Source organism: bacterium (assembly GCA_036382775.1).
In the GTDB taxonomy this organism is placed as follows: Bacteria; Hydrothermota; Tepidihabitantia; order SM23-42; family JAOAFX01; genus DASVHD01.
The window spans coordinates 1-24960 of record DASVHD010000004.1 but is presented as its reverse complement, the minus strand read 5'-3'; the positions used below and the strand labels follow the sequence as shown (position 1 = coordinate 24960).

At 47.1% G+C, this 24960-nt stretch carries 20 protein-coding genes, 1 tRNA gene and 1 riboswitch; of the genes, 2 read left to right on the top strand and 19 right to left on the bottom strand.

Annotated elements, in window-relative coordinates; all coding sequences use genetic code 11:
- Nucleotides 1-8 precede the first annotated feature (8 nt).
- From VF399_00400 to VF399_00365, 8 genes are read right to left on the bottom strand one after another with little or no spacing between them, the layout of a single operon-like run.
- A complete protein-coding gene (locus VF399_00400; protein ID HEX7318804.1) occupies nucleotides 9-1310 on the bottom strand; it encodes a tetratricopeptide repeat protein in 1302 nt (433 codons plus the stop codon).
- 53 nt (nucleotides 1311-1363) lie between these two features.
- Nucleotides 1364-3760 carry a tetratricopeptide repeat protein gene (locus tag VF399_00395; protein ID HEX7318803.1) on the bottom strand — a complete coding sequence of 799 codons (2397 nt, stop codon included), beginning with the start codon at nucleotides 3758-3760 and terminating at the stop codon, nucleotides 1364-1366.
- Between the two features lie 10 nt (nucleotides 3761-3770).
- Nucleotides 3771-4385 carry a chemotaxis protein CheC gene (locus VF399_00390; GenBank protein ID HEX7318802.1) on the bottom strand — a complete coding sequence of 205 codons (615 nt, stop codon included), beginning with the start codon at nucleotides 4383-4385 and terminating at the stop codon, nucleotides 3771-3773.
- On the bottom strand, nucleotides 4382-5887 hold the full coding sequence (locus VF399_00385; GenBank protein HEX7318801.1) for an ATP-binding protein: 1506 nt from the start codon (nucleotides 5885-5887) through the stop codon (nucleotides 4382-4384). The genes VF399_00390 and VF399_00385 overlap by 4 nt, the downstream gene beginning before the upstream one ends.
- Before the next feature lie 3 nt (nucleotides 5888-5890).
- Entirely contained in the window at nucleotides 5891-6250 is a 360-nt protein-coding gene (locus tag VF399_00380; GenBank protein HEX7318800.1) for a response regulator, read from the bottom strand.
- Nucleotides 6247-6669 (bottom strand): chemotaxis protein CheW, encoded by a 423-nt coding sequence (locus VF399_00375; protein ID HEX7318799.1) that lies wholly within the window; start codon nucleotides 6667-6669, stop codon nucleotides 6247-6249. Before VF399_00375 ends, VF399_00380 begins: the two co-directional genes overlap by 4 nt.
- Complete coding sequence (locus tag VF399_00370) at nucleotides 6669-9815, bottom strand: ABC transporter substrate-binding protein (protein HEX7318798.1); 3147 nt, start codon at nucleotides 9813-9815, stop codon at nucleotides 6669-6671. Before VF399_00370 ends, VF399_00375 begins: the two co-directional genes overlap by 1 nt.
- A gap of 60 nt (nucleotides 9816-9875) precedes the next feature.
- On the bottom strand, nucleotides 9876-10871 hold the full coding sequence (locus VF399_00365; protein HEX7318797.1) for a DMT family transporter: 996 nt from the start codon (nucleotides 10869-10871) through the stop codon (nucleotides 9876-9878).
- A gap of 167 nt (nucleotides 10872-11038) precedes the next feature.
- Between VF399_00365 and VF399_00360 the strand changes: the two genes are divergently transcribed.
- Nucleotides 11039-12568 carry a DASS family sodium-coupled anion symporter gene (locus VF399_00360; GenBank protein ID HEX7318796.1) on the top strand — a complete coding sequence of 510 codons (1530 nt, stop codon included), beginning with the start codon at nucleotides 11039-11041 and terminating at the stop codon, nucleotides 12566-12568.
- Between the two features lie 220 nt (nucleotides 12569-12788).
- On the opposite strand, the gene VF399_00355 is transcribed toward VF399_00360, so the two are convergent.
- From VF399_00355 to VF399_00315, 9 genes are all read right to left on the bottom strand, one after another.
- Complete coding sequence (locus VF399_00355; protein ID HEX7318795.1) at nucleotides 12789-13526, bottom strand: UPF0280 family protein; 738 nt, start codon at nucleotides 13524-13526, stop codon at nucleotides 12789-12791.
- Nucleotides 13527-13608: 82 nt separating this feature from the next.
- Nucleotides 13609-14025: an NIL domain-containing protein gene (locus tag VF399_00350; GenBank protein ID HEX7318794.1), complete on the bottom strand. Its 417-nt coding sequence runs from the start codon at nucleotides 14023-14025 to the stop codon at nucleotides 13609-13611.
- 49 nt (nucleotides 14026-14074) lie between these two features.
- On the bottom strand, nucleotides 14075-15271 hold the full coding sequence (locus VF399_00345; protein HEX7318793.1) for a homocysteine biosynthesis protein: 1197 nt from the start codon (nucleotides 15269-15271) through the stop codon (nucleotides 14075-14077).
- 131 nt (nucleotides 15272-15402) lie between these two features.
- Nucleotides 15403-15504, bottom strand: a riboswitch (SAM riboswitch).
- 197 nt (nucleotides 15505-15701) lie between these two features.
- Entirely contained in the window at nucleotides 15702-16688 is a 987-nt protein-coding gene (locus VF399_00340) for a DUF5677 domain-containing protein (protein HEX7318792.1), read from the bottom strand.
- A 105-nt stretch (nucleotides 16689-16793) separates the two neighbouring features.
- Nucleotides 16794-17150, bottom strand: a complete 357-nt coding sequence (locus tag VF399_00335) for an aspartyl protease family protein (protein HEX7318791.1) — start codon at nucleotides 17148-17150, stop codon at nucleotides 16794-16796.
- Nucleotides 17151-17393: a hypothetical protein gene (locus VF399_00330; protein HEX7318790.1), complete on the bottom strand. Its 243-nt coding sequence runs from the start codon at nucleotides 17391-17393 to the stop codon at nucleotides 17151-17153.
- A gap of 253 nt (nucleotides 17394-17646) precedes the next feature.
- The gene (locus tag VF399_00325; GenBank protein HEX7318789.1) at nucleotides 17647-18312 is read right to left on the bottom strand and encodes a hypothetical protein; all 666 of its coding nucleotides are present in this window, start codon (nucleotides 18310-18312) and stop codon (nucleotides 17647-17649) included.
- Between the two features lie 452 nt (nucleotides 18313-18764).
- Complete coding sequence (locus tag VF399_00320; GenBank protein ID HEX7318788.1) at nucleotides 18765-19028, bottom strand: hypothetical protein; 264 nt, start codon at nucleotides 19026-19028, stop codon at nucleotides 18765-18767.
- The gene (locus VF399_00315) at nucleotides 19025-19351 is read right to left on the bottom strand and encodes a hypothetical protein (GenBank protein ID HEX7318787.1); all 327 of its coding nucleotides are present in this window, start codon (nucleotides 19349-19351) and stop codon (nucleotides 19025-19027) included. The genes VF399_00320 and VF399_00315 overlap by 4 nt, the downstream gene beginning before the upstream one ends.
- Nucleotides 19352-19812: 461 nt before the next feature.
- Between VF399_00315 and VF399_00310 the strand changes: the two genes are divergently transcribed.
- Nucleotides 19813-19885, top strand: a tRNA-Phe gene (locus VF399_00310).
- A 26-nt stretch (nucleotides 19886-19911) separates the two neighbouring features.
- Here the strand turns inward: VF399_00310 and VF399_00305 are convergent.
- Both VF399_00305 and VF399_00300 read right to left on the bottom strand, forming a co-directional pair.
- On the bottom strand, nucleotides 19912-21402 hold the full coding sequence (locus VF399_00305; GenBank protein HEX7318786.1) for a C10 family peptidase: 1491 nt from the start codon (nucleotides 21400-21402) through the stop codon (nucleotides 19912-19914).
- A gap of 11 nt (nucleotides 21403-21413) precedes the next feature.
- Nucleotides 21414-24960, bottom strand: a 3547-nt coding sequence (locus VF399_00300) for a hypothetical protein (GenBank protein ID HEX7318785.1), incomplete at its 5' end; no start/stop codon positions are given.

Below are 24960 nucleotides of genomic sequence, written 5' to 3'. Positions count from 1 at the left end.
GTCCCCTCCTACCCGAGTATTTCCCGGATCTGTTCGATTATCTTGCGGGCGTAAACGAAAACCAATCCCGGTTTAGCTTCCGGTTTCGTGACTATGCACAGGAGCGATTCGCCAGCGGTGACGACGCAGACCGATTCGTCGCCTTTTTCGATAATGCATTTTTCCATGGCACCTTCCTTGAGGAACTTGAAGGAATCATCGGCTTCGTTGCAGATCGCCGCGATTAGTGCCGCGATCTCTTCTATATCCTCGCGCGCCTCGTATGAATTCTGGATCAACAATCCGTCCCGCGAGCAGATGAACGCGCCCTTTACTGCTTTGAGCTTCAAAAGGTGCGACATGGGTTCCTTAAGCGTATCGAGCGGCGAAACACCTGCTGCTTGGACAGGTGGTGCTGCCGCTGCCGTCGGGATCTCGAACCCGATCTCGGGCAGTATCGGTACTTCCTCTGCCTTTTCTTCTTCTTTTTTCGCTGTCTCTTTTTCCTGCTTTGCCGGCGGTGGTACGACCGGCGCTTCCTCGGGCGCCTTCGCACCCAGCAGTTTTTCGATCTCCGCGACTCTCTCCGCTCTGGTCAATTCCGGTTCGGGCGTCGGTTTTGGTTCGGGCTTAACAGCTGTCGGTTTTTCCGTGACCGGAGGTTCTTTTTCCACCGCCTGAGGTTCGGTTTTCGGCGGTGCGCTTTCCAGTGTTTCTTTTTCGGTATCGATCTCTTCCCGCAGCATCGCCTGCGGTATAGTGTCTACGATGGGGATTACCGGCTCTTTTACGGGTGGTTCGACCGGCTGATCGATCTTTTCGACGGGCGGTTTTTTATCAACAATAACCGGTTCTTCCATTATTGGAACGGCAACGACTGCCGCTTCCTTTATAGTTGGCGGCAGATTCGTAGTCTCGATAACCGGCTCTTCTGCCTTGGGGGATGCAACCGCAGGTTTCGGCGCTATACTGTCGAGTTCCTGACGAGCATCCTTATTCTGCGGATTGATCTTCATGACGATCTCGTAGAACTGCGCGGCTTTATCGAGGTCACCAATGCGCTTATGGCACCGGGCTAAATAAAGATTCGTGTTCTCGCTGTCTTTAGCCTCAGGGTATAAGGCTTCCAGCGTTTTCAAAGCCTCATCTATATTTCCCTTCATATAGTAGGCTCGCCCCAAAATGATCTTGCCCAGGGTATAATTGGGATTTCTGCCGAGACCATCCTTAAGGATGGAAATCGCTTCATCGACCATGCCTGACGACAAGTACACATCGGCAAGAGTCGCAAAGATCAGAGCTTTGGAATCTATGATAAGTTCGTCAGCCATCTTATGTTAACACCTCCTCGGGGCGTGTATCGACCAGTAATTTTTAAGACGGTTCATCGGATCTCTTTCTTTAAAAATTCCAACATTTCCATTGTTATATTCAGGCAGTGCGTGATCTTTTCGCTTAGATCGTCATCCGGGCTCAAGAGTAGTGCTTTTTTCCAATGATCGCAGGCATTCATAAAATCGCCGTGCTGGACTTCGACCAAGCCCAGGTGATAATAGGGCAACGGCCTTGAATGGTCAAGTTCGATCGCCTTTTCCAGTAACTTTTCAGCTTTTTGCCTGTCGCCATTATCAAGCCAGTAAATGCCGGTATACACATTTGCATCATACAAGTCGGGATGATGCTGCTCCAGGAACTGCACATGAGTCAGGGCTTTATCCTTGGAATTGTTTTTCAGGTAGATCTTCAGAAGACCGAGATGCGTCTGCACATTATTGTTGTCCAGCGCAAAAAGGCGGTTATAGATATCCAGCGCCCGGTCGTTTGCGCCCAGTGTAAAATTAAGGGATGCCAGTTCGCTGAGCCATTCTGCCTTCTGAGGCTGCTTTTCCGCGAGCGCTTCATAATGCTGCCTGGCTTCTTCGAGTTGACCGACCGATTTCAGCAGCTCAGCGGTCACCTGTTTGACCTCAGTGTCATCGGGGTGTTTCGCGCTATAGGCATTGAGCACATCAAGCGCATCATCGTAGTTATCGTTCTGGAACAATATCTTGGCCTTCATAATGATCGGCTGGTTGGATTCAGGACTCCGCTTGATCGCTTCCTCCACCATGGCCAGCGCGTTATCGAGTTCGTTACGACGGACGGCGTTCTCCGCCATGCTAATGAAATCTTCGGTATTCGGTTCGGGTTCGATCGATGGGAAGAATTCCGGCAGCTGCTCCGGCGCTTCAGCCAACTCTTTTGCGGAAGCGATCGTGTAATAAGGTCCAAATTCATATAGATCCGAGTCAATCGCCAGGCGGTATTTTTCCTTTTCGAAGTTCGGTTCGATCTCCATCCCTTTACGAATATACGAAAGGCCCTCGTCGTATTTGCCGACCTTCATGAGCACAAAACCCATGTTATAATAAGCGCCTGCATACATGGGCGCAATATTGAGGGTGCCTTTGAAAGCGGTGATTGACTCCTCGTCGCGTCCGGTTTCGCTGTAAATAAGCCCCTGGGCAAAAAGATCGTCTGCTGTGGAGCCGTTAAAGGTCTTCAGGGCGTGCTCATAATCGCCTTTTCTTAAGTAGTACATTCCCAAATTATATCGCGCCTCCTGGCTGCCCAGCTTCACGGCTTGCTGCAGCCGCGTGATCGCCGGTTCTATCTTGTTCTGGGACAATTCAACGACCGCGATGTTGTTGACCGCTGACGGATAATTGTGTTCGATGCCGATGGCCTTGTTGAACCAAACCTCGGCATTGGCATAATCATTGTTCTTCAGAAAAACGATCCCCATGTCATTGGCAGAGCGCGCGGAGGAAAAATCTATTTCCAGGCTGCGGTCCAGATGCTTCCGCGCTTCGGGAAGATGATTCAAAAATATCTCGATCTCGCCAAGAGCGGTCAAGAGTTCCGCATGGTCGTTCCGGACTTTAAGGCATTCGTCAAATTCTCTCTTTGATTCGCTGAACAAACCCTTATTTAAATACGTTATCCCGAGATTAAAATGGGCCTGGTATTCATTGACCGAGGCTTTGGGGATCCCCAGTTGTTCCTTTAAAAAATCCCACTGGCCTTTATGTTCCTTAAGGTCAATGGGCAAATTCGGTTCGAATTGCGCGAGCGCCGGATTAATCGCGATCGCCCGGTGGATCTCTTCGAGCCCTTCCTTGAGTTTTCCTTTCTCACCGAGCGCAAAACCAAGAAGGAAGTGCCCCTCGGCCGAAGCTGAATCCATGAGGATCGATTCTTGGAAGCTCTTAATCGCTAGATCGATGACCCCTTTGTTGAAGTACACTTCACCGAGCGATCGGTACCCTTCCGGTGATATCTTTATTTCAAGGCTTCTTTTTAGCTCTTCCAGGGCGTCATCGTACTTCCCCAGGGAACGCAGCGTAATCCCCAGTCCAAAGTGGGCTTCGTAGGAACCGGGATTGTAGTCCAGGACCTTTTTATAAAAGATGATCGCCTGTGAAAAACGATTCAATTTCCTGTAAGTGTCGGCGAGCTCCAAAGTGCTGTGCTCATCGAACGGTTCCGTCTCGATCATGCGGCCCAATTCCTTGGCTTTGTCTTCAAGTTTTCCAGACTTTTTCAGAATCAGGTCCATGTTGTTCCGAGCCAGCAAAAAATTCGGATCGATCTGCAAAGCCTTTTCCAGCTCACCGATGGCATCATCATAGAGTCCCTTGTTGTAGTAAACAACGGCAAGGTTATTATGCGCTCCCGGGTCATTGTCGGGTATTCGTTCCGCGAAGCTCTTGAGTATCTTGTATTCCTCAGATGATATCATGGCTAGCTCGCTAGTCCGCCAGGTTTAGCTTTTTAAGGATCAACTCGAGACTTGTAGTATCCGGAAGAAGGAGAAAATAGGCGCGGAGCGGCCGCGGTGTATCACCAAGATCGAACTCAGTTTCAATACAGAAGATAAAATCTTTCTCCCGGCCAAATTCAACGACTACGCTTGAGAGCACGGCACCCACCATGTCAATGATCATACCCGGCACCGATGGTAGGATCAAGAGCCCCAGGAGCTCCCCCAACGCGTTCATATAAGCGCACGAAAGGATGTTGGACACTTCCTTGAGGAGGCTTTCCTGCAGTTCCATCGTATTTTCCTGCTTTTCCGGCAGCAACAGGGCGGTGAGTTCCTGGGCATCTTCGTAGGGATATAGCAAGAGCGTTCGACCGGTGAGGTCGCCCAGAAAATATAGTAGGACCGAAGCGACAACATCATTAGGATCAGCGATCCTAAGGATCACATCCTCAAGTGCGCCCGTGTAGATCTTTGGTACGCGCACCATGACCTTTTTGCCCAGTAGTTGTGACAATGACGTGGCGGCATGACCGCTCCCGATGTTTGCGACTTCAGTCAAAGCATCAATTTGAACGGGAGTAAGGCTCTTGGCATTTATCATTCAAACCCCCTTGGATCAATAATGAGTATCGGCTGGCCATCTGCATAGACGGAACTGCCTGAATAAATCGTGCTGGGAAGCAAGGGATCGAGTTTCTTTACCACGACTTCTTCTTCGTCGATTATTTCATCGATAATGAATCCGCGCTTGATATTCTGATACTGCACGACGATGACCGATTTTCTGCCGGCCGTACTGCCGCCGTTGAGTTGTTCTCCAACCCTGACCAGAGGAAGGATCTCGTCGCGCAGCGGAAAAAGTTCCCGGTGAAAAATCGTTTTCACGGAATCCTCTTCAATATAAAAGGTTTCTTTCACGTAGTTCAAAGGCAGGGCGAACCGCTGTTTATTCAGGGTAAACACCATCGCTCGTACGATGGCCAGGCTTAAAGGGAGTTCAACCGTGAAAGCAGAACCGGCGCTCTTTTCGGACGCGATCTCCAGCCGGCCGCCCAGTTTCGTGACCGCGGCGTTCACGATGTCAAGCCCGATCCCTCTCCCGGACATGGCGGTCACTTCTTTCTTTGTAGAAAAATTGGGCATGACCAATATCTTGTATACGTCATTTTTATGCATGATCCTCGCCTGCTCAGCGGACAGGATCTTGCGTTCCACGGCAAGCCGGCGCACCTCGTCGGCATCAATCCCTTTTCCGTTATCGGTCACGGAAATACGGATCCGATCTTTTTCCCGATACGCACCGAGCGTTATCTTTCCCTTGTTCTCGATACCGTGGTCCAGCGCATTGCGCAACAGGTGCATGAGAGGTTCCTTGAGCACATCGATGATCGAACGGTCGACTTCGATCTCTCCGCCGGTCATCACGAACTCAACGTCCTTTTGCTCCCGCTTTGCCTCATCCCTTAGCCATCTGGGAAAAAATTCGAAGACGGTCGACAAGGGCATCATCCGTAGGCGCATTACTTCGTCCTGCAGGGAGCTGATGAGACGGGAAGCGTTTTCTCCCGTCATAATAATATCCTGATCACCAAGCTGATGACTGAGCTTTAAAAGCCGCGATTTTGTTATAAGCAACTCATTGGTAAGATTGAATAGTTTATCAAGCTTCGACATTTTTACTTTTATCTCGGAAATTTCTTTGGCCGACACACCCTGTTCTGTGATGTCGATGATCTCCCCGCGCGCTAGTTTTTCAATGGTTTGTATTATAGGGCCGGCCGGTGGCGTCGATTTTTTCTGCCGGATCGCCTGCACCGATTCATGAAGAAAATCCGCCACAATGAACAAAAAATTGACAAGCTGAATATCGATCACACCTGACTGTTTTGCCGGGGTCAACAGGTCTTCAACGCGGTGGGTAACCGTCGCGAGGTCGTCAAAACCCATGGTCTGTGCCATTCCTTTGATCGAATGGAATGCCCGGAACACCTCGAGTATCGAGGATGACCGCTTGGTATCGGATTCGAGAACAAGCAGTTCGCGGTTAAGGTTCTTTATGAATTCCTCGGTCTCGCTGATAAAAAGTTCCAGGTAACTTTCCATGGTCTATTTCTTTATGATCCTTTCAATCGATTCCAGCACCCGTGAAGGCTGGAACGGTTTAACCACGTAGTCGACTGCACCCGCTTGCACCGCTTCCAGGACCAGAGCTTGCTGGCCCATCGCCGAGACCATCAGGATCCTCGCACGGGGATCGATCTTCTTGATCTCTTTCACAGCTTCGATGCCGCTCATGTCAGGCATGATGATGTCCATCGTCACCAAGTCAGGTTTAAGCTGTTTGTATTGATCAACCGCTTCCTTTCCAGTTGCCGCCTCGCCGCAGATAGTGTGACCGCCTTTTTCCAGTATGTCGCTGAGCATACGACGCATGAACATTGCATCGTCCACGATCAGAACCCTCATGTATCCTCCTTTGATAAGGTCTTGGATAAATCCAATATGAGAACCGGTTTTTCGTCCGTTTCATAAACGCCCAAAAAGAAATCCTTCTCCTTTTTGGTCGACAGAAGCTCGGAATCCTTGCGGATATTGCGCTCCACGATCTTACGTGTCCCTAGCAGGGCGTCGACCTTGAGACCCGCCACTCTCCCTTCGTGGTCCACGACCAGCAATACCGAGCCAAGTTCATCGCCGCCAAAACCGAGCCTTTTTCGTAACGACAGGACCGGCACGACCTCTCCTCTGACATTCACCAATCCCAGCAAGAAGTCAGGCGCGCGCGGCACTGCGACCGGAACCTGTACCTCGGTCACTTCTCGGACTTTAGCGATATCGATACCAATAAGCTCCTCACCGACCCTGAAAACTATGATCGTATCCATCACACGCACCAGAGATTCCTAAAGCGTACGATGCCAAAAGGATCAACCTTGAATCCGCCGACATCGTTCCTGACCGCCCAGCTGTCAACGCCATGCGATAAGAATATCCAGGGGGCGTCATGGACGATGATCCGCTCCATTTTTTGATATAGCTGCAGACGGCGCTTTACGCTGCGTTCAGAACGTGCGGTTTCGATCATATCCTCGATCTCTTTATTGTGATAATAAGTGATGTTGCCCGGTCGTCCAAAGCTTCGCGAATGGAAAAGTGGAAAAAGGAAATTGTCGGGATCACCATTATCGGACACCCATCCCCGCATGGCGAGCACAGATTCACCGTTGTACGACTTCTCGAGCAGGTCCCTCCAGGGAAGCGGGTTCAGGACGACCTTGACGCCGATCTTTTCCAGAGAATTTTTGATGTATTCGGCCCGGAGAGCGGGCTCCTGACCTTCACGAATGTCCAGAACAAAAGTATTGTCGATCCCATGCGGGTGTCCGGCCTCCCTCATCAGGTCGCGCGCTTTTTTCAGGTCATAGCGGTAACTTTCAAGCTCGCTGTTGAAGACTGCCATGCCCGGCGGAAAGATCCCGTATCCGGGGACCGCAGTGTTCTGCATTATATCCTTGGCATAATGATCGCGGTCCAATACATGGTTCATCGCCTGGCGTACGCGCCGGTCCTTGAGTGGAGTTTCCATCCGCATGTTTATACCAATGTACTGAGTGGACAGCACTGGTCCGGTCCTGACTTCATCCTGGTTAAACCGGGACGCGATGTTGGCTGATAACTGCATGAGCGAGATCTTGCCTTCCTGGAAAAGCGCCAGCGATTCATTATTGTCAGGAACGATCTTTATAATGACTTGCTGGACAGACGGCTGGCCGTCAAAAAATTCTTCATTCGCCTCGAGCACTATCTCTTTGCCCTTTTCCCAGCTGATAAATTTGTACGGACCGCACCCCACAGGTTTATTCGCGGAAAAATCAAGCGGTGTGATATCGCACGCCCCGCATGCCAGATTCGCCAGGAACGGCAGGTAAGGATATTTAAGCGTGAACCGTACTCTTAATTCATCGAGCGCAAGCACCTCATCGGCATAATCAATGAAGCTCATATTCGGTCCCCGTAAGACCCGCTGGATCGTGGACACGACATCGCGCGCGGTTACCATCGAACCATTATGGTATTTCACGCCCCTCTTCAGGGTAAAATCCCACGTGCGGCCGTCTTTTGAGACAGCAAAGGAATCAGCCACTCCCGGGATCAAATGCAGGCATGAATCAAAACTTAACAGCCCGGTGAAGATCTGGGTCACGACCTGGTGGCTCGTTGAATCAGTCTTATTGGCCGGGTCGAGTTCGAGCGGATCTTCAGTCTCGCAAAAAATGAGCGTTTTCGCCTTGCGCTCCAGGATGGAAATGCCTTTTTCGTGTTCGTTAAGCACCTCGAGTATCCGCTCGGAAGCGTCGGTGCTTGAGCGGATCGCGCTCACGTACTGGTTGAAATCAACCCCGATCTTTTTATAATCCTCACTGAACGATTTTATCTTGACCTCCAGCGTTTTACACTGGTTCACCATGTTCGCGATCGATTCAACCATTTCATTGGACAGGTTGTTGAGGTTATCAAGGACGCGCTTGTTTTCGTTGGCGGCGCCGATCGCATGTTTAAGCAGACTTATCCCGTGCTCCACATCGCTCATGCTCTTGCCGATGTTAGCCGAAAGCTGCACAAAATCGTTCAGCATCTGAGTGCCGATCTCATCGATGCGGTCCACGAATGACGTTGTTTTTTGGGACAGGCTCTTGATCTCCCGCGTCACGACGCCGAGGGACGAAGCGAACTCGCCACCCCGGGCGCTTTCGATCCCGGCATATAAACCCAGGATCCGAGACCGCTCAGTGATCTTCTTCAGGTCCTGCAGCGGAGCATTGATTTCATCGGTCAACTGTTTGATGCCACTGATCCGTTTCTTCAACGTACCCAGGATCAGCGTGATATCATCGTAAAATAAAACACCCTTGGAAAGAACATCGATCGTCAGGTTGTTGGTCTTTGACCAGTTTTTGATCTGGTTCGCGATGTTCTGGATGATCTGGTTCAGGTGGCTCGCTTCGGACACAAATTGCAGAATGACGCGGTCTGACGACTGGGTTTCTATTTTTTCGAAAGTCTCCAATGAAATGCCCCTTAGCATCTTGTCTTCTTTCTTAACCGCGCCGGATAGGACCCGGCCAAATGAATTGTAGATCGACTGGAAACTGGAATCGTCCGACGATTTCAGCAGATCGTCCTTGATATTGGTAATATGCTGGAACATCGCGGATAGGTATATCTCGGTGACCGCGGATGAACGGGCAGTCGCATATACTTCATCAAGCCGTCGCGCCAGCTTGTCGTTCTCCTTATGCAGGATGCTGTGCAATTCCTTTTGTGACGCGATGCTGTCTGACACCCCCTTGATACCGCCTTCGATCTCCGGGATGAATGACAGAAGGTCATTGACAATATGACTGAATTTATCGGTAATATCATGGAGGTTTGCGACTATATCCATGATCTTCTGGAGGTCGCTGCCAAGTTCGAGCATGCTGTTGATGATCCCGGCAGAGATATTTGGGATTAACCGCGTCGGCACCTGTGAACTCCGGACCAGACCCGTCATTTCCCGTGCGATGACCTCGAAGCCACGTCCCTGCGTGCCGGCGTGGAAAGCGGTGATCCCGGCATTGCGTGAAGCAACCTCGATCGATTCTGAAACGATATTGATATTCTTGATAAGATCATCAAGCTGCATGCCCTCATTATGGATCTTCTGAAGGATATCGGATACAAAACTCAGATCCTCGTTGATGACATTCGATACGGTCGCCGATTCATTGACCTTTGCGATACTCTGGTATAACAGGTCCTTGGCGTTCTTGATCTCCTGGTCAAATACCGAAGTGCCCTCAAATTCTAGCTGGACAGTCGCTGAAAGATTATCAAACTTCCGCCGGATTTCACTCAGGATTTCAGTATCTGCCTGCAGAGTGAACTCGATTTCCTTGCCGATATCAAGAAAAGTCTTGTAATTCTCGTTATAATCGCGGAGTGGTCCTTTAAGCGAGCTTATTATCTCTTCCCGCAAGTCAGTTTTCATAGTGTAGATAATATTAATGAATTTTTATGAAATGTCAATAGCGGCTTCTCTTAAACAGCTTCAGGAGGGCAATAGGAATATCAGGGCAACACCAAAAATGGCGACGATAGTGCCCGCAACCGCGGGCAGGGTGATCTTTTCCTTAAATACCAGCCTGGATAGAGGGATGAGGAAGATCGGAGGCAAGGCCATGATCGTCGAGGCGATCCCTATATATGTATGCTGGATCGCGACTAGCGACAGTGTTACACCAAAAAAAGGACCAAATATGGCTCCGCCGACAACTCCCAGCGCGGCTTTTCTATCGGTAAGTCGTTGGAATGACTGACCAGTATTCCCTTTGATAGCGGAAAAGAACCAGACTATTAAAACGGCAACGAATATCCTTATCGCGTTACCGGAAACGACGTCCAGCCCCGTGGCTAAGCCTTTTTTTGACAACAAAAGACCAAGGGCTTGACACAGGGCACCACCTAGCGCCATCCCCAGCCCTTCGACAAAAGATCCCTTGCCGGTCGTGTCATTTTTCTGCCCCAGGATCACCCAGGCCACCCCCAGCAGCGTGATGATAATAGCGATGATCTTAAGCGGCCCGATAATCTCATGCATGAAGAACCATGCCAGTAATACCCCAAAGACCGGGACGAGCGACATAATGAGCATGGTTTTGCGGGGTCCAAGTATCACGAAGGCGCGAAAAAGGAAGTTGTCGCCGATCGCGAACCCGATAATGCCGGAAACGCCAAACCACATTAGATCCGGGGTGGAAGCCTGCCAGGGCATGACCGTCTTGCGGAGAATAAGCTGAAGCCCGAACAGAAAAATTAATGCGAGCAGCAGCCTGAGCCGGTTCACGATGGTCGAACCGATGCGGCGCGATGCTATCGTAAAAAAGATCGATCCGACCGACCAGCACAAGGCCGTGCCCAGCGCGGCGAACTCACCGATATTCATGGTATAAGTGTCTTCTTTGTTTTTCGCATGTTTTCTAAATGCGTTTATTATATAGTGATTACAGTTAAAGTCAATGAACTGAGTGAAAAGCAGTGCCGTCATTCCGTGCTTGCTAACAGTCCTGAGTCAAACGAAGGGACACGGAATCCAGATGTTTTATGTCCTGGATTCCCGCCTTCGCGGGAATGACACTAAGGAGGAAACAATTTTATTTATGTTCCGGCGATCCCTTGACTTTTGTTGTACATAATATAATATTATTTCAGTCTATGGAACCGATCGAAGTGATCTCCCCAGCCGAAGAGCGGTTCGAACGAATACGCAAAACGCTTGGTCTGTTTGTCGGACCGCTCGTTTTCGCCGCGTTCTTTTTCATCCATTTACCCGGACTGTCACCATCGGCCAACCGTTTGGCCGCAGTATTGTTCCTGGTGATCATCTGGTGGATCACCGAGCCGATCCCCATCCCGGTCACGGCACTGATCGGAGCGTGCCTTGCCGTTATCACCGGCGTGGAAGCCGCCAAACAGGCTTTTGCACCGTTCGCTGATCCGGTCGTTTTCCTGTTCATCGGCAGTTTCATACTGGCTGAAGCAATGTCACTTCACAAACTTGACCGGCGCATTGCCTTTGCCCTGCTCAGCGTAAAGGCTATCGGCACAAGCACCAGTAAGATCCTATTCACTTTCGGCCTGATCGCGGTATGCATATCCATGTGGATCAGCAATACGGCGACCACCGCGATGCTGCTCCCCATCAGCATCGGCATCATTAATTCTCTATGCCACGTGGTATCAGAAAGATCCAAAAAGAACATATCGGCGAAAAGCCTTAAATATTCGACGGCGCTTATGCTCATGGCCGCTTACGGCGCATCGATCGGCGGCATCGGCACACCGGTGGGCACGCCGCCCAATCTGATCGGGATCGGCATGATCAACCGACTGCTTAACATCAGAATATCGTTTTTTCAATGGATGGTCCTGGCTGTTCCCCTTGTCATTATCATGTATTTTGTATTGTTCGTACTTCTCAATGTTATGTACCGTTCAAAAACTCGCTCCATTGCCGGGATCGACGAGTATATAAAAGAAAAAAAGGCAGCGATCGGACCCATGACCACCGGCGAACGGAACGTGCTGATCGCTTTTTCAATTACGGTCGTCATGTGGGTACTGCCTGGTTTTTTCGCCTTAATCGCCGGATCAGGTTCGAATATTTCAAAATGGTATGAAAGCCATATCCCCGAAGGAGTCGCGGCGATCATCGGTGCTGCCCTTCTATTTGTTCTTCCAGTCGATTGGCGGAAAAGACGATTTACTATGAACTGGCAGGATGCTGTGAAGATCGACTGGGGGACGATACTGCTCTTTGGCGGTGGATTAGCACTGGGCACGTTGATGTTCACGACCGGATTGGCTGAAGCTTTGGGGAAATGGATATTATCGATCACCCATGCCGGCAATGCAACCTCGATAACCGCGATCTCTATCGGTCTCGGGATCCTGGTCAGCGAGATCACATCGAACACCGCATCGGCGAACATGGTTATCCCGGTCATGATCTCCCTCGCCCAAACCGCAGGCATTAATCCTCTGGGACCCGCTTTGGGCGCATGTATCGGCGCCAGCTATGGTTTTATGCTGCCGGTATCAACACCGCCGAACGCTATTGTTTATGGGTCAGGCATGGTGCCGATAACAAGGATGGTAAGAACAGGCATTTTCTTCGATATTATAGGCTTTTTCATAATTTTATTAGCAATATTGTTTTATCTACCAATACTCAATATACATTAAGTTTAATCTTACATACAGAACCACTTAATACGCCCAGAATGCAAATTCCTCTTTTTCCCCCTTTTTTAAAGGGGGAAGTTGTAGCCGCAGGCTTCAGCCTGCGTAAAGACCTATTGAAATCTAAAGTAATTTCGCAATCCTGAATTTCTTCAGGACAGACTCTAAAGGTTGCGGCTACATTTGTTCCATCAGATTTTGAAAAGTTACGCATTCATTAGCGCTATATGTAAACCAACTTTATTCTCTCACCAAAGACCGCAATTTTTTCTTTTATAATGATTACCAGACCAATTATTTGCTTGAATTTTCGTGCAAAATCGACTGCCTGTTCAAGGTCTTTATCGCTCTTTACGATATTGCAGATAGCTGTAGCAGCAGCGTCAGCCATACTTCCGTTGTCACATATCACTGAGACTGAATCCGCGTTACCAAAACTCAAGGAATGCCCGACTGTCCCTGACGATGTGCAGATACTAACACCCCCAGGACTGGGTTCAATCGCGATCCCGAGTTTCATTGATAGCGGCGAATCACCGGCATAGATGGCACTGGTGATCGGCTGTTTGCCGAACATGTATATGTCTCCGCCGTTCTCAACGATCACATTTTGCGAATAGCTGGTCAGATCGCAGGCAACTTTTTCCGCTATCGCACCCGCCACTGCTGCCATGGGTCCTACGCCAAATTCCTTGCCGGCCTTCGCCATAATTTTTACGATTTCAGGCGCCGTTGCCGGTACAAAAAGCGGTTCCAGAGAGGTCAAGAATGACTTATCACTGTCAATATAAGATTTAAAATCATGCCGCAGCGAACTAAGGATCTTATGCGCTTCGCTATACAAATCGCGATCAGCCCGTATCAACAAGTCGCTTTCACCGATGACCACGTTGAAATTTACCATTTTCTGTCCATGGCACATCGACCGATAAGTTCGCGGCTGGTAACCTTGCCTTTTCATTCCCTGTGCCTTTTTTATCTTGCTCTTATCCGCATCCCTTCATCCCGGCATCTTAACTTCTCTTCATCCCTGCATCCCCGTCCTACGGGAAATACGTCTTTATCGCGCCGTAAGGACAGTTTTTGCGGCATTCATCACAGCCTATGCATTTCGCCGCGTCGAAGTTCAAAGTCATCTCGCGTGCCGTGATGCTGAACGCGCTCGTGGGACAGACCAGCGCGCAGATACCGCACTGCACGCATTTTTCATCAGCGCGTACAAGGTCCTTATCGAGCGTTTCGGTTTTTACGCCCAGCTGTTTGAGATATATTAGGCTATTATTCATGTTGCGCTCAGTCCCGGTCAGTTCAAGCAGCAGTGCGCCTTCGCCATCATCGACCGAGACGCGAGCTTTCAAGATATTGAACATAACATTGAACTTTTTGACCAGAACATACGTCATTGGTTCTTCCACCAGCGATGGCGGAAAATGAAGTACGACGCGTTTTGATATAGTCATTGTTCCTCCTTTCATATCTTCCTAACTTCTCAACCTCGTAACTTCATCCTCATCTGTATCGGCCGCCAAACGCCCTGAAACTCACGCCCGATTCCTTTCCGGACAGCAACTGCACCGGATTAGTGAGAAAAAACCGCTTGCCGACGATCCAAGATTTTAAAGTCTGCGCGATCTCGCGGGCTTTGGGATAACTGGAAATAGGATATGTGGGAACAGTTTTCTTGCCGATCTTTATCTTGCCCGACTTTAGCGACGCGTAATCGGTTTCGCCAACTATTTTTCCCGTGAGGTTAGGATATTCATAAGAATAATCGACGACTGGCGCGACGATGTCCCTGTCGGTGACAGTTGTATAGACCAGCATTTCCTCATCAAGGATTGGTATTGGAATGCCGATGCCGACCGTAAGGCTGACGCCGTATCCGACCACGCTCGTCCCGCGCAGCCATTGCGACTTCATCTGTTTCAGATCGCCGATGACCGCGATCGTTCCGGAACCGCCTCTGGGTACTCCGCGTGCCGTCTTTGCAACGGATGGATCGTGCTGCGTTCCAGGCCATGCCGCGTACCCGATCCCGCCGCCCAGAAAGATCCTGGTGCCGATGCCGATCGTCCTGTAAAGCGGATCATTCAACAGCGGCGAGAGCTGGCCGGCTGAAGAATAGTTCGCATTGCCTAATCCCGGTTTCAACATACCCAGGTATGTGTATATCCTTTTTTTCCCAAGATTGACCGCTACATTATAATTCTGGTATGAATTCCTGGGGTTGAATAAAAAGGCGTCGTTGATCTGATGTAGAGTAAAACTGCTTGTCAATTCTCGACGCGGATAGCAATCAGTCCCGTAACCATAAGCTCTGAGCTTGATCTCCTTGCCGGCGACCAGGTCTTCTATGACGTGCCCTCCCCCATACCTGAACGCGCCCGGGTGATCGGAATTCGCGGGATCGTTCTCAGATAATTGGGTGGCGCCGACGTAAAGGTCGACCGCAGCAATGCCGCAGAATGCTTCCACATTGTTCAGGAACGCTTTAGTGATCTTCATCCGCGGCTTGGTATGCCCGGTATTGATAAAAACGCCGGATGAACACATCGGACCGAACGTGCCGGTCGTGACCACATCAATATCCCGGGCTGCGGCTTTCGTACCTTTCTTTTTTGCTATACCGATGATCTCCTCGGCCGTGCACACGACGGCCTTTCCCGCCTTTATTTTTGCGTTTATCTCCTCTATCGTTTTTGGCATCTAGCCTCCTTTCGATCAATTTACGAGCCTGAAGGTTATAATCCAGCACGGCTGGGCTCTACTCCATTCGGAGTAGGGCGTTTACGCCCGTGAAACAAAAAACCTCCCCGATCGGGAAGGTCATTTTTATTGACTCATCTCTCCCTTTCGGGCGGGAATTGGCACCCTGCCATTATTTGTGGCGGGTTGCCGAGGCTTCACAGGGCCCATCCCTCAGCCTCTCTTGATGAGAAAATCAAATTTTTAATTTTTAAAGATCAGTGATTAATAGTTTATTATATCCAAAATATCTTTTAAGTCAATACGGTATATTATTATAAACCCTAATACAGTTTTTTATTATTACAAAGAGACTACGGCCCAACGTTGTTGCCCCTAATCCATATGCTGTACATTGCGACCTATGGATTTTATGTATAGTCATAAATCATCATATATTATTAATTATTTTATAAATGTGATCATACCAACCCACAGATTTGTCGTTGATTTTTTGATGATCTTGCATAATTCTTTTTAGCCAATTTTTACTGTCAATTATTTCCTGATATAATAGAGCGTTTTTTTCAATCGAATTTTTGTCATAGATTATACTATAAAAACTTATATAAGCATAAAGGAGAATGATTAAATAGATGCATATAAAATCTGCCTTTCGAACATCATAATGACAACCCGGCATCGTAATTGTACTAGCGCCTTCATGCTTGTTGGGTATTTTTAAACCAGTGCCATGGGCAGCTTCGCAAAAAATAGGATAATGTTTATCATAAAAACCAGGTGCAAATTCTTCAAACATCATTTTAAAATTCTTTCTATTAGTCTTATAAAATTTGCCATTGTTTTGCATACAGTGTTGCCGTGCTTCTTCCGCAGTCCATTCAAATTCCACATAATAAAAAGATTGTTTCACTTGCTTGCTAACTCCAATTTTTAATTCCCCATATACAACACGTATAGATTTATTGTTTTCGCTGTCTTTGAATAATTCACTTTTTCTATTTTTCACAGTATCCGGATTAATAAATCTACATTCATGCTGCCAATCATCTGTTATTTTATAAGGATATTTATAAAAATATTTCATTTGAATAATTGTTTCAAAAAGATTGCGGCATAAAATAATTGCTTCCAAATAATAACCTTTTCTGTATAATGAAATAATCTGCCAAAACGTATAAGGTGCCTGCATATAATTAAGTGAACAGAAATACTGATGTTCGCCTTTATCAGTAAGGTTATTATCGAAATCGCCCCAAAAATATGGCAACTTGCAAATTATTTTATCTATTATCTCATTTAATCTTCTGTAAATTTCTGGCGATTGGTTGTATGTATCAGTTTCTGTTTTTCTTTCACTATTGTATAAATATTTTAAATCAAAAAATCTGTTTTTAGCATCTTTGTTTTTCATCATAAAGCGAAATTTATTGTTTTATATACTATCATACAATATTTTAGGTGCCTTTGAATTGTCCATTATATGATCTTGAAAGTTTTCAAAAAATAATCTGCTTTTATTTCACAATATTCTTTCGTTTGTTAGGTCTAAAACTATACCGAATTTTTGCATTTGATAAGCCCCAATGATCACATCTTCAGATAAAGAATCTATAATAACAAACAACGGTTCTTCTTCCTGGCATTTATCTATTTTTATTTGTTTAAATCTAACTCTCTGTCCATCAACAGTGGATTCTGTGGCTAATCTTGCCTTACATTGACCTTCAAAGACATGAAATCCTATATTATTAACATCGTCTCCGTCAGAGAACTTTCGTTTAATATAATTGTAATTAGCTCCACTGTCAAATAATGCATTTAGTTTTTTCGTTTTATTAATCCCCTGAATAATAATATTGTGTCGTATCATTCCCATTTAAAATTGCCATGTTCTGTCTTTATAAAATGCCAACAATTCACCCGATGTTGCGCTAATTTCGAGACAAGCTGATTTAGTCATAACCCAATTTGTTCCTTCTTTAAATTCAACATTGACTTTCCATATGTCCTTATCGTGTTTTGCGTATGTAATATATACATCCTTTATATCTTTTCTATAAGCGGTTTTTGTATATTGTTCAGCAAGCAATTTTATCATCTCAAAACTCTTTTTCTTCATGATCTACCTCCTTAATTATTTTACTATAATAATGAATTATTCTCTACTGTCAATAACATTAACACCATAGTCTTTAAACAAAATTCGTCCTGTTATAAAATATTGACACCGGAACCGCCGGAACCAGTCAAGTCTATTATCTATGGTTTTAATATTTTACCGCAAAAGGTTCAGGTAGCGGACCTGGTATCGAGCATTTTTGGTAAAAATTCACAAAAAACCCGGAGTATTGGCAGATATCTTCGAGTATTTCTTATTTGAAAAATAAATTCAATATTTTATTAAGAAAAAAAATTATAATAGCAACAATAATTGGAATTAAAGCATTACAAATGAATGCTAAAAATAAAGATGAACTATTCCGTTTGAAAAAATTTGGTTCATCTTTGTTAACATATAAATATATTTCAAAACTTTTATTTTTTTCTAAATATTGCATGAAATACCCAAATGAGGTAGGAATTGCCCAGCATGCAAATAAAGTTATTAGAAATCTTGTACCAAAAGGTATAGTTATTATAACGTATAACATTGAGATAATAGTAAATAATAATATTAAAATCGAGAAAAAAACAGGATTGAGATAACTCCAAAAACGTCTTCTGCGTAATATAATGTTTTCAATTCTAACTAATAAGCCACGCAAAAATTGGTTGTCTTCTGTTTCTAATGCTATAAAATTATTAGATTTGCTGAGATATAATTTTATATACGGGCTGTCAGCTGTCAGTGTAAGAAAGTTAGCTTTTTTATCAGGAAAATTCTTAAGCTCATTTACGTCGTCAATGATATATTTGCCTAATACTAATTCGGTTTTTTTAGGGTGATCTTTAAATATATTAATGATTTGCCACAAATCATCAATATATAATATTAGTCCAGGATAATATTTGTAATAAATACTTTTTATTTCTCTCATTTGCTCTTCTTTGAAAGTATAATCGACAAACTTTTTTTGTCAAGTATTATTTTAAACATACAGACCCCAAAAGAGCTATAATCTGGGTTTCAAGAAAGGAGTTTGATTATGGATCAACAACTGCATAAGCGCTTTAGTGATGACCAGATCAAGAGGACGAAATCCGCCCTGCTATAAAATGTGGAATTTTTACCCTCAAAACTATCGTAATTACGGCGAATATTTTATTGTTGTGAAATTATTCAAAATCATGTTAAATTTTGCTAATTTCTCCATATTGTAATTGATGCATGAGTACGGATTTAAAAAAGCAACTTTCAAAAAGATGAAAAAGATCAATATTCTTGGGTAATTGCAAAAGATTGGTGGAAGATTCCAACTGTATAAGATAAACCTATTAAATAGTACCGTTTATGTCTTTAAGAAACTGCTGAGAGCTTTGATTATGTTATTTAAGGTAAGCCGTATTTATTTAATAAATCCAATAATCCTTTGCGACCAATGCCGGTTTGTTTTGTTCCCAAAATAGCATGTAATGTGCCGCTATCAAGAACTGCATCATGTATTGGAATAAAGGCAACTTGCCAATGTTTCCCAATTTTGCGTTTAATGCATACGCCATCTTTGCTTCGTCTATGTTCTACCCATTCACCTAAACAAAGGAGTTTTATTAATTGGTTTGGGGTTATTGCAGGTACGGTAGTGTACTTACTCATGCATGAGCATGAGCGAAAACGGGAATGCGCTGTAATCTTTTTTGAACCAGAATATTATCGCTGAGAGATGTTGTAACCGTCTCTCTTTTTTCTTTTGGTTTTTGCTCGTAATATTTTATACCATGTTTTTTAAAGAAATATTCGGTCTCACCTAATTCATCGAGGGTATTCAAATGGCATAATATCGCATCCATAATTTTAGCTTTTGCATCTTCCAAGGTTTTACCAAATGTTGCCGTGCCAAGCTCAACGCATTGCACGGTCCAACGGTCAGGTAATTGCTCAAAGACAATGGTTACTTTGATATACCCAGCCACCTTCATTTTATCATCTCCTTTTCTTTAAAATATTTTCAATGTTTCGGTATATATTACTCATTATTTAGACATTGTCAAGGAGTATAATGTAAATTCGATAATGAGGGAATAATAAAAGTATTGATTTTACAATACAACAAAATCCGCCCTGCCCCGCTATGCATGATGCGGGATTAAACGAAAACCATAAAATGTTGAATTTATACTCTTAAAACCACGGTAATTATAACGAATATTTTATTATTGTAAAATTTTTCAAAATCATGTTGAATTTTGTGATTTCTTCTGAAAATTAAAAATAATCTCTCTATGACGAGGCGTGTTTCGCGAATATATTGACACACCGCGAATTGTGGATATACTCAGCAAGTAATTAAGATAGTCTATTTAGTCTCTCTAGTTTGTCTAGTCTATCTGGTTCAAACTAAAAAGACCAGAGAAACCAAAAAGACTAGAAAGACAAAAACGCCAAGGTAGCTCAGATGGTAGAGCACCGGACTGAAAATCCGGGTGTCCGCAGTTCGATTCTGCGCCTTGGCATTTTTATTCTATTGGTATTATTTGCCTTATTTTGCCGGCGTTATTTTCAGCTGCCCGTTGCCATGGAGCAGAATCCCATCATAATTTGTCAGCGTCAGATTATCGCCCATCATGATGTCACCCCCAAACGCCCTGATTTCAACCGCATTATCGAAAGTTACAGGTACGTTGCCCGCTCCAGCATAGGTCCCGGTCCTGATCATCAATTGTCCGCCATTGATCGATGCCGCCTCGCCTTCAGTGAGCGTATTATACGGAGCGTTGATCCTCCCATCCTCCGTGCCGACCCAGCTGCTATCAATATAGATCCAGTTGTTCGGCTGGGCATAGGGGATCGATCTAGAGATAACCCCGGTTCCTCCTGGGGGCAACATATCTAATAGGTACCAACCGTTATTCGCGCCGCTCCAGCCGCAATTGATATGCCATTGCGCGGTGAATTGATCGGTCCACCCGTCAACCAGAACCGAATGGCCCCAACCGCCGATCTGGGTCGGCAGGCGGCCGACAACGCTTGTTTTCAAACCGGCCTCATGTCCGGATGGATTGGCGGAATCATATACGCTGGTCGCTCCCCGGTATCGGAAATGACTGTTCATGGCTTCAGCGACGTTGCCGGTATTTGCTCCGGACTCAATCAGCTCATAGTCCATGTTCACGGTCACACCGGAATGGTACATAACCCGCGCGACTCCCGAATTCGGCGCTACAAGGGTGTCATACGGCATGGCTGCCCAATTGTAAGACTGCGCGCCAAGGTTCACATTATGGCTGTACTGTATGGATCCGTCATTATCAGTGTAACTATGAGAACCATTCCCGGTGGGCGGCCAGCTGTGACAGTGCATTTTGATCGCCAGGGCGGTCGCCACGCAACCAGTAGGCACTTCATTGCCGCCGTTATGAGCGGCGCAAGTGTCATTGTAATAGTTCGTCTGGTCCCATGGTGCGGTATACCAAAGTATGTAGTAAGCTCTTCCGTTATCATCAAAGGTCATCTGTTCAAGGTTTTCCGCCAATTTTCCGCGCAATAATGACCAGTTCTTGTTTGTCTGCGCCGGCATGTTCTTCCAAAAAGCCGGCATAGTTTTCCCCAGGTAAAACCTCAGGAAATTTATTTTTGGCTGGTCCCACCGAAACCGGGAATCGGCGCTGCACACCATGAGCGGTTCAATGCGGTCATCGCCGGAAACTACCACGAAACCATTGGGCTTGAATATCACGATATAAGCCAGCACGGATCGATCGTGCGGGTATTCGTCCAACAGCTCGTCGGCTGAGACCAGATACATCACCTGCTGATCCTTGATCCCGCTCAACCTGCTTGATCTCTCGCTTTCCTCCATCTTCAGATGGCCGGAATTCAATTCCATCGCGTACCAGACATCGGCAATCGCCGTTGCTTCCGTGGGAGTGACCGGAGCGCTGAACCCAATGAGATTGTTGAAAAACACAATCTCAACGATTACGGTGATAAAGAAGCTGATGACAGTGATGGTTGCTGATAGCATCTTCATTTCAACCTCCATTACTGAAGCGTCACAAGAACCAAAATCTGGCCTTTTTTGCCTCTTTCCAACTTTTGCATGGCTTTTCCGAGAATCGCTCCCTGAGCGCGAGCGTAGTTGGTAACTTTCATCGCGTAACCTAGTGTCGCCGAGGTCGTCAATAAGTCACCCGGTTCAATGCTCATTTCCGTTGCGTCAACGTTACAGTAAACACGTCCGGCAAGCGCCACATCGCAGTCAAACTGACCATTGCCCAAGCGCACGCCAGAACCTAAATTTTTGGCGCCGGCCGCGATACCTGCAACCTTTATATCATAAGGTTCATCGCTTAGCTTCAATTTACCGGGATTCTCCGGGTCAATAGTCAAGACCATGCCCGGAACAACATTGCCCTTATCCCGAACATCGAACCCCTCGGCATAATCAAGTCCCTCGCCGAGTTCAACAACGATCGTGCCGGCTGTGTTTCGGATCGCTACATTCCCGGTAAGGTCAATGCCACCGGTTGCCCGCACCCGAAACTGATTTGCAACAGTTGAAGAAAAAATACTGCCTGATGATGAATCAGCCCAGACAAAACATCCTCGATGTGCAGCACTAGCTCTATTACCGGCCGCGAAAGACATATTTCCGGAAGCAGTGTTATCATATCCTCCGGGAACTGTCGAATAATTACCGTTGGTCAAGTTGTTGGCTCCGCCACCTATAGTTGTATAGTAGCCATAAGCAATATTAATACCTCCTCCTGACACCGTGGTATAAACACCATCACTAGTATTATTCCCGCCGCCGCTCACGGTCGAGCCATAACTGCTGGCTGTGTTATTATACCCGCCCGACACGGTCGCAAAATCACTATCGGCGGCATTGCTGTATCCGCCACCAACCGTGGCATATTGGTACATTGCGGAATCAGCATAGCCACCGCTAACCGTGGTATAAGCACCACTTGCGAGATTGGTCCTTCCGCCACCTATCGTCGCATATGTACCGCTGGCGGTGTTGTTATAGCCGCCAGCTACAAATGTATGGTCGTTGCTGGCAGTGTTGCTTTGTCCGCCGCTTACAATAGAATAGTTGCCGCTGGCGGTATTAAAACCTCCGCCACCCACAGTCGAATGGATATTACTAGCAGTATTGCCTTCTCCGCCACTGACGTTGGAATAGTTGCTGATCGCGTCGTTGGACGATCCACCGGTCACGGTCGCGAAGTTATCTCCAGCCGTATTGAGATATCCACCTCCAACGGTTGCAAAGCTTGAATCAGTAGCGTTGTCGTATCCACCGGCCACAACCGCGTAATAGCCTTTGGCAGAATTGCTCTTTCCGCCCCCGATAAAAGTCCATTTGTCGGTCGCCGAGTTATCCCATCCACCTACTATTGTCGCCGCCGTATCTGCAGCATCATTACCCGCTAAGTTACTGTAACCGGATAAAACTCCTCCAAAAGTGGCATTCACTGTATCACTCGTGCCCCCACATATTATCCCATTTACATCAAGCTTATATCGAGGTATGGTAGTTCCGATACCAATATTACCGGATACGCCCGAATACATATCAGAACCGGAAATAATCCAATCCGTATCAGAAGCCGCTGCAGTAGCCCAGTTTAGCTGACCGCTTCCATTTGTTACCATGACCTGGCCGTTCGTGCCTCGCTGTCTCGGAAATTCATAGCCCGTGGCTTCGGTGCCGAACCAGACATGCGGAATGTCCAACATGATCGTCGAATCCTGAGTTAGATTGCTATTAATCCCGAAAACAAATGAGTAATCCCCGGTCGCGGTGATTGTATCCGCATAACCACCGGCAATGACTGAGTAATCACCGGCATTGTAATTATAATTTCCGCCACCCACAGTCGCATAGTTGGCGCTTGCAGTGCCATAAAATCCGCCAGAAACCGTTGCATATGCCCCGCTGGCTGTATTATTTCTGCCACCGCCGATAGTTGCGCTGTTTTCGCTGGCATTATTGACATACCCCCCACCGACAGTAGCATTCATGTTGCTGGCGTTGTTGCTATTTCCACCGCCCACGGTTGCAGAATTCCCACTCGCCAAATTCCCCTGGCCGCCACTTACCGCCGCATACCTACCGCGGGTGTGGTTATTCACTCCCCCACCGACAAAACTGTATGCTGAATCCGCGCTATTATTCCATCCGTTACCCACAAATGTATACTTCCCGGTTGATGAATTATTCAACCCACCGACCACGGTCGCCGCCGTATCCCCGGCAGCAACACCCGCCAGGTTACTGTAACCAGATAGAATACCGCCATAAATCCCGTTTACGGTATCCGCAGTCCCGCCGCAGATAATTCCGCTCACGTCCAATTTATAACGAGGAGCCGTGATGCCGATCCCCACGTTGCCCGAAACGCCCGAATACATATTGGAACCGGATATGATCCAATCTGTATCAGAAGCCGCAGCAGTAGCCCAGTTTAGCTGACCGCTTCCATTTGTTACCATGACCTGACCGTTCGTGCCCCGCTGTCTCGGAAATTCATAACCCGTCGCCTCGGTACCGAACCACACATGTGGCATGTCCAGCATGATCGTTGAGTCCTGAGTCATGTTCGAATTTAAACCGAATAAAATCGAGTAATGCGCGCTCGCGAAGATCGTGTCAGCGTACCCGCCGATGATCGACGAGTAATTTGCGGCTACCGAATTGTTGCGGCCCCCGCCGACCGACGAAAACTTGCCGGTCACATCATTATTATAGCCACCGGCAACTACAGCCGCGGTATCGACCAAAGCATCACCGGCCCGGTTGCTGTATCCAGCGAACACGCCGCCATAATCTCCCCAAACTGTATCAGCGTAACCGCCGCCTACGCTCGCGGCATAGCCGCTGACGGTGTTTGTTACTCCACCGCCTACGGTCCCGAAATAGTTATTGGCGGTGTTTACGGCTCCGCCGCCTACGGTTGCGTCGTATCCGCTGACTATGTTGGCTTCCCCGCCACCCACAGTCGCATAATAACTGCTGGCCGTGTTCCCTTCCCCACCGCCAATAGTTCCATATTCTTCTGTGGCGTTGTTCCCATGCCCCCCGGCCACGGTCGTGTAGGCATTGCCAGCGTTGTTATTGGCGCCGCCAGCCACGGTCGCACCGTTGAATCCGGCAGTATTTTGCCCTCCGCCGCCCACAGTGGTGGCATAACCGCTGGCGGCGTTCGCATATCCACCAGCCACGGTAGCGGTACTGCCGCTGGCATTGTTCCCTGCTCCGCCGCCTACAGCGGCAGAGGAGCCGCTGGCAGTGTTGTATGACCCGCCGCCCACAAATGCATATTCTTCGATAGCGCTGTTGCCCTCCCCACCACCCACAGTGGTACAATATTGACCGGCGGTATTGTCCATTCCGCCTCCAACAGTCGCATTGTTATCGCTCGCGGTATTGTTCAACCCGCCCGCGACCGTTGCCGAAGTACCACCGGCAGTGTTGCCGTATCCGCCGGCCACGGTCGAATAAGAAAATTTCGCCGCGTTGTAGTATCCGCCGCCGATTGTGCAATATTCGAAATCCTGATTATAATATCCCGTGGTGCAG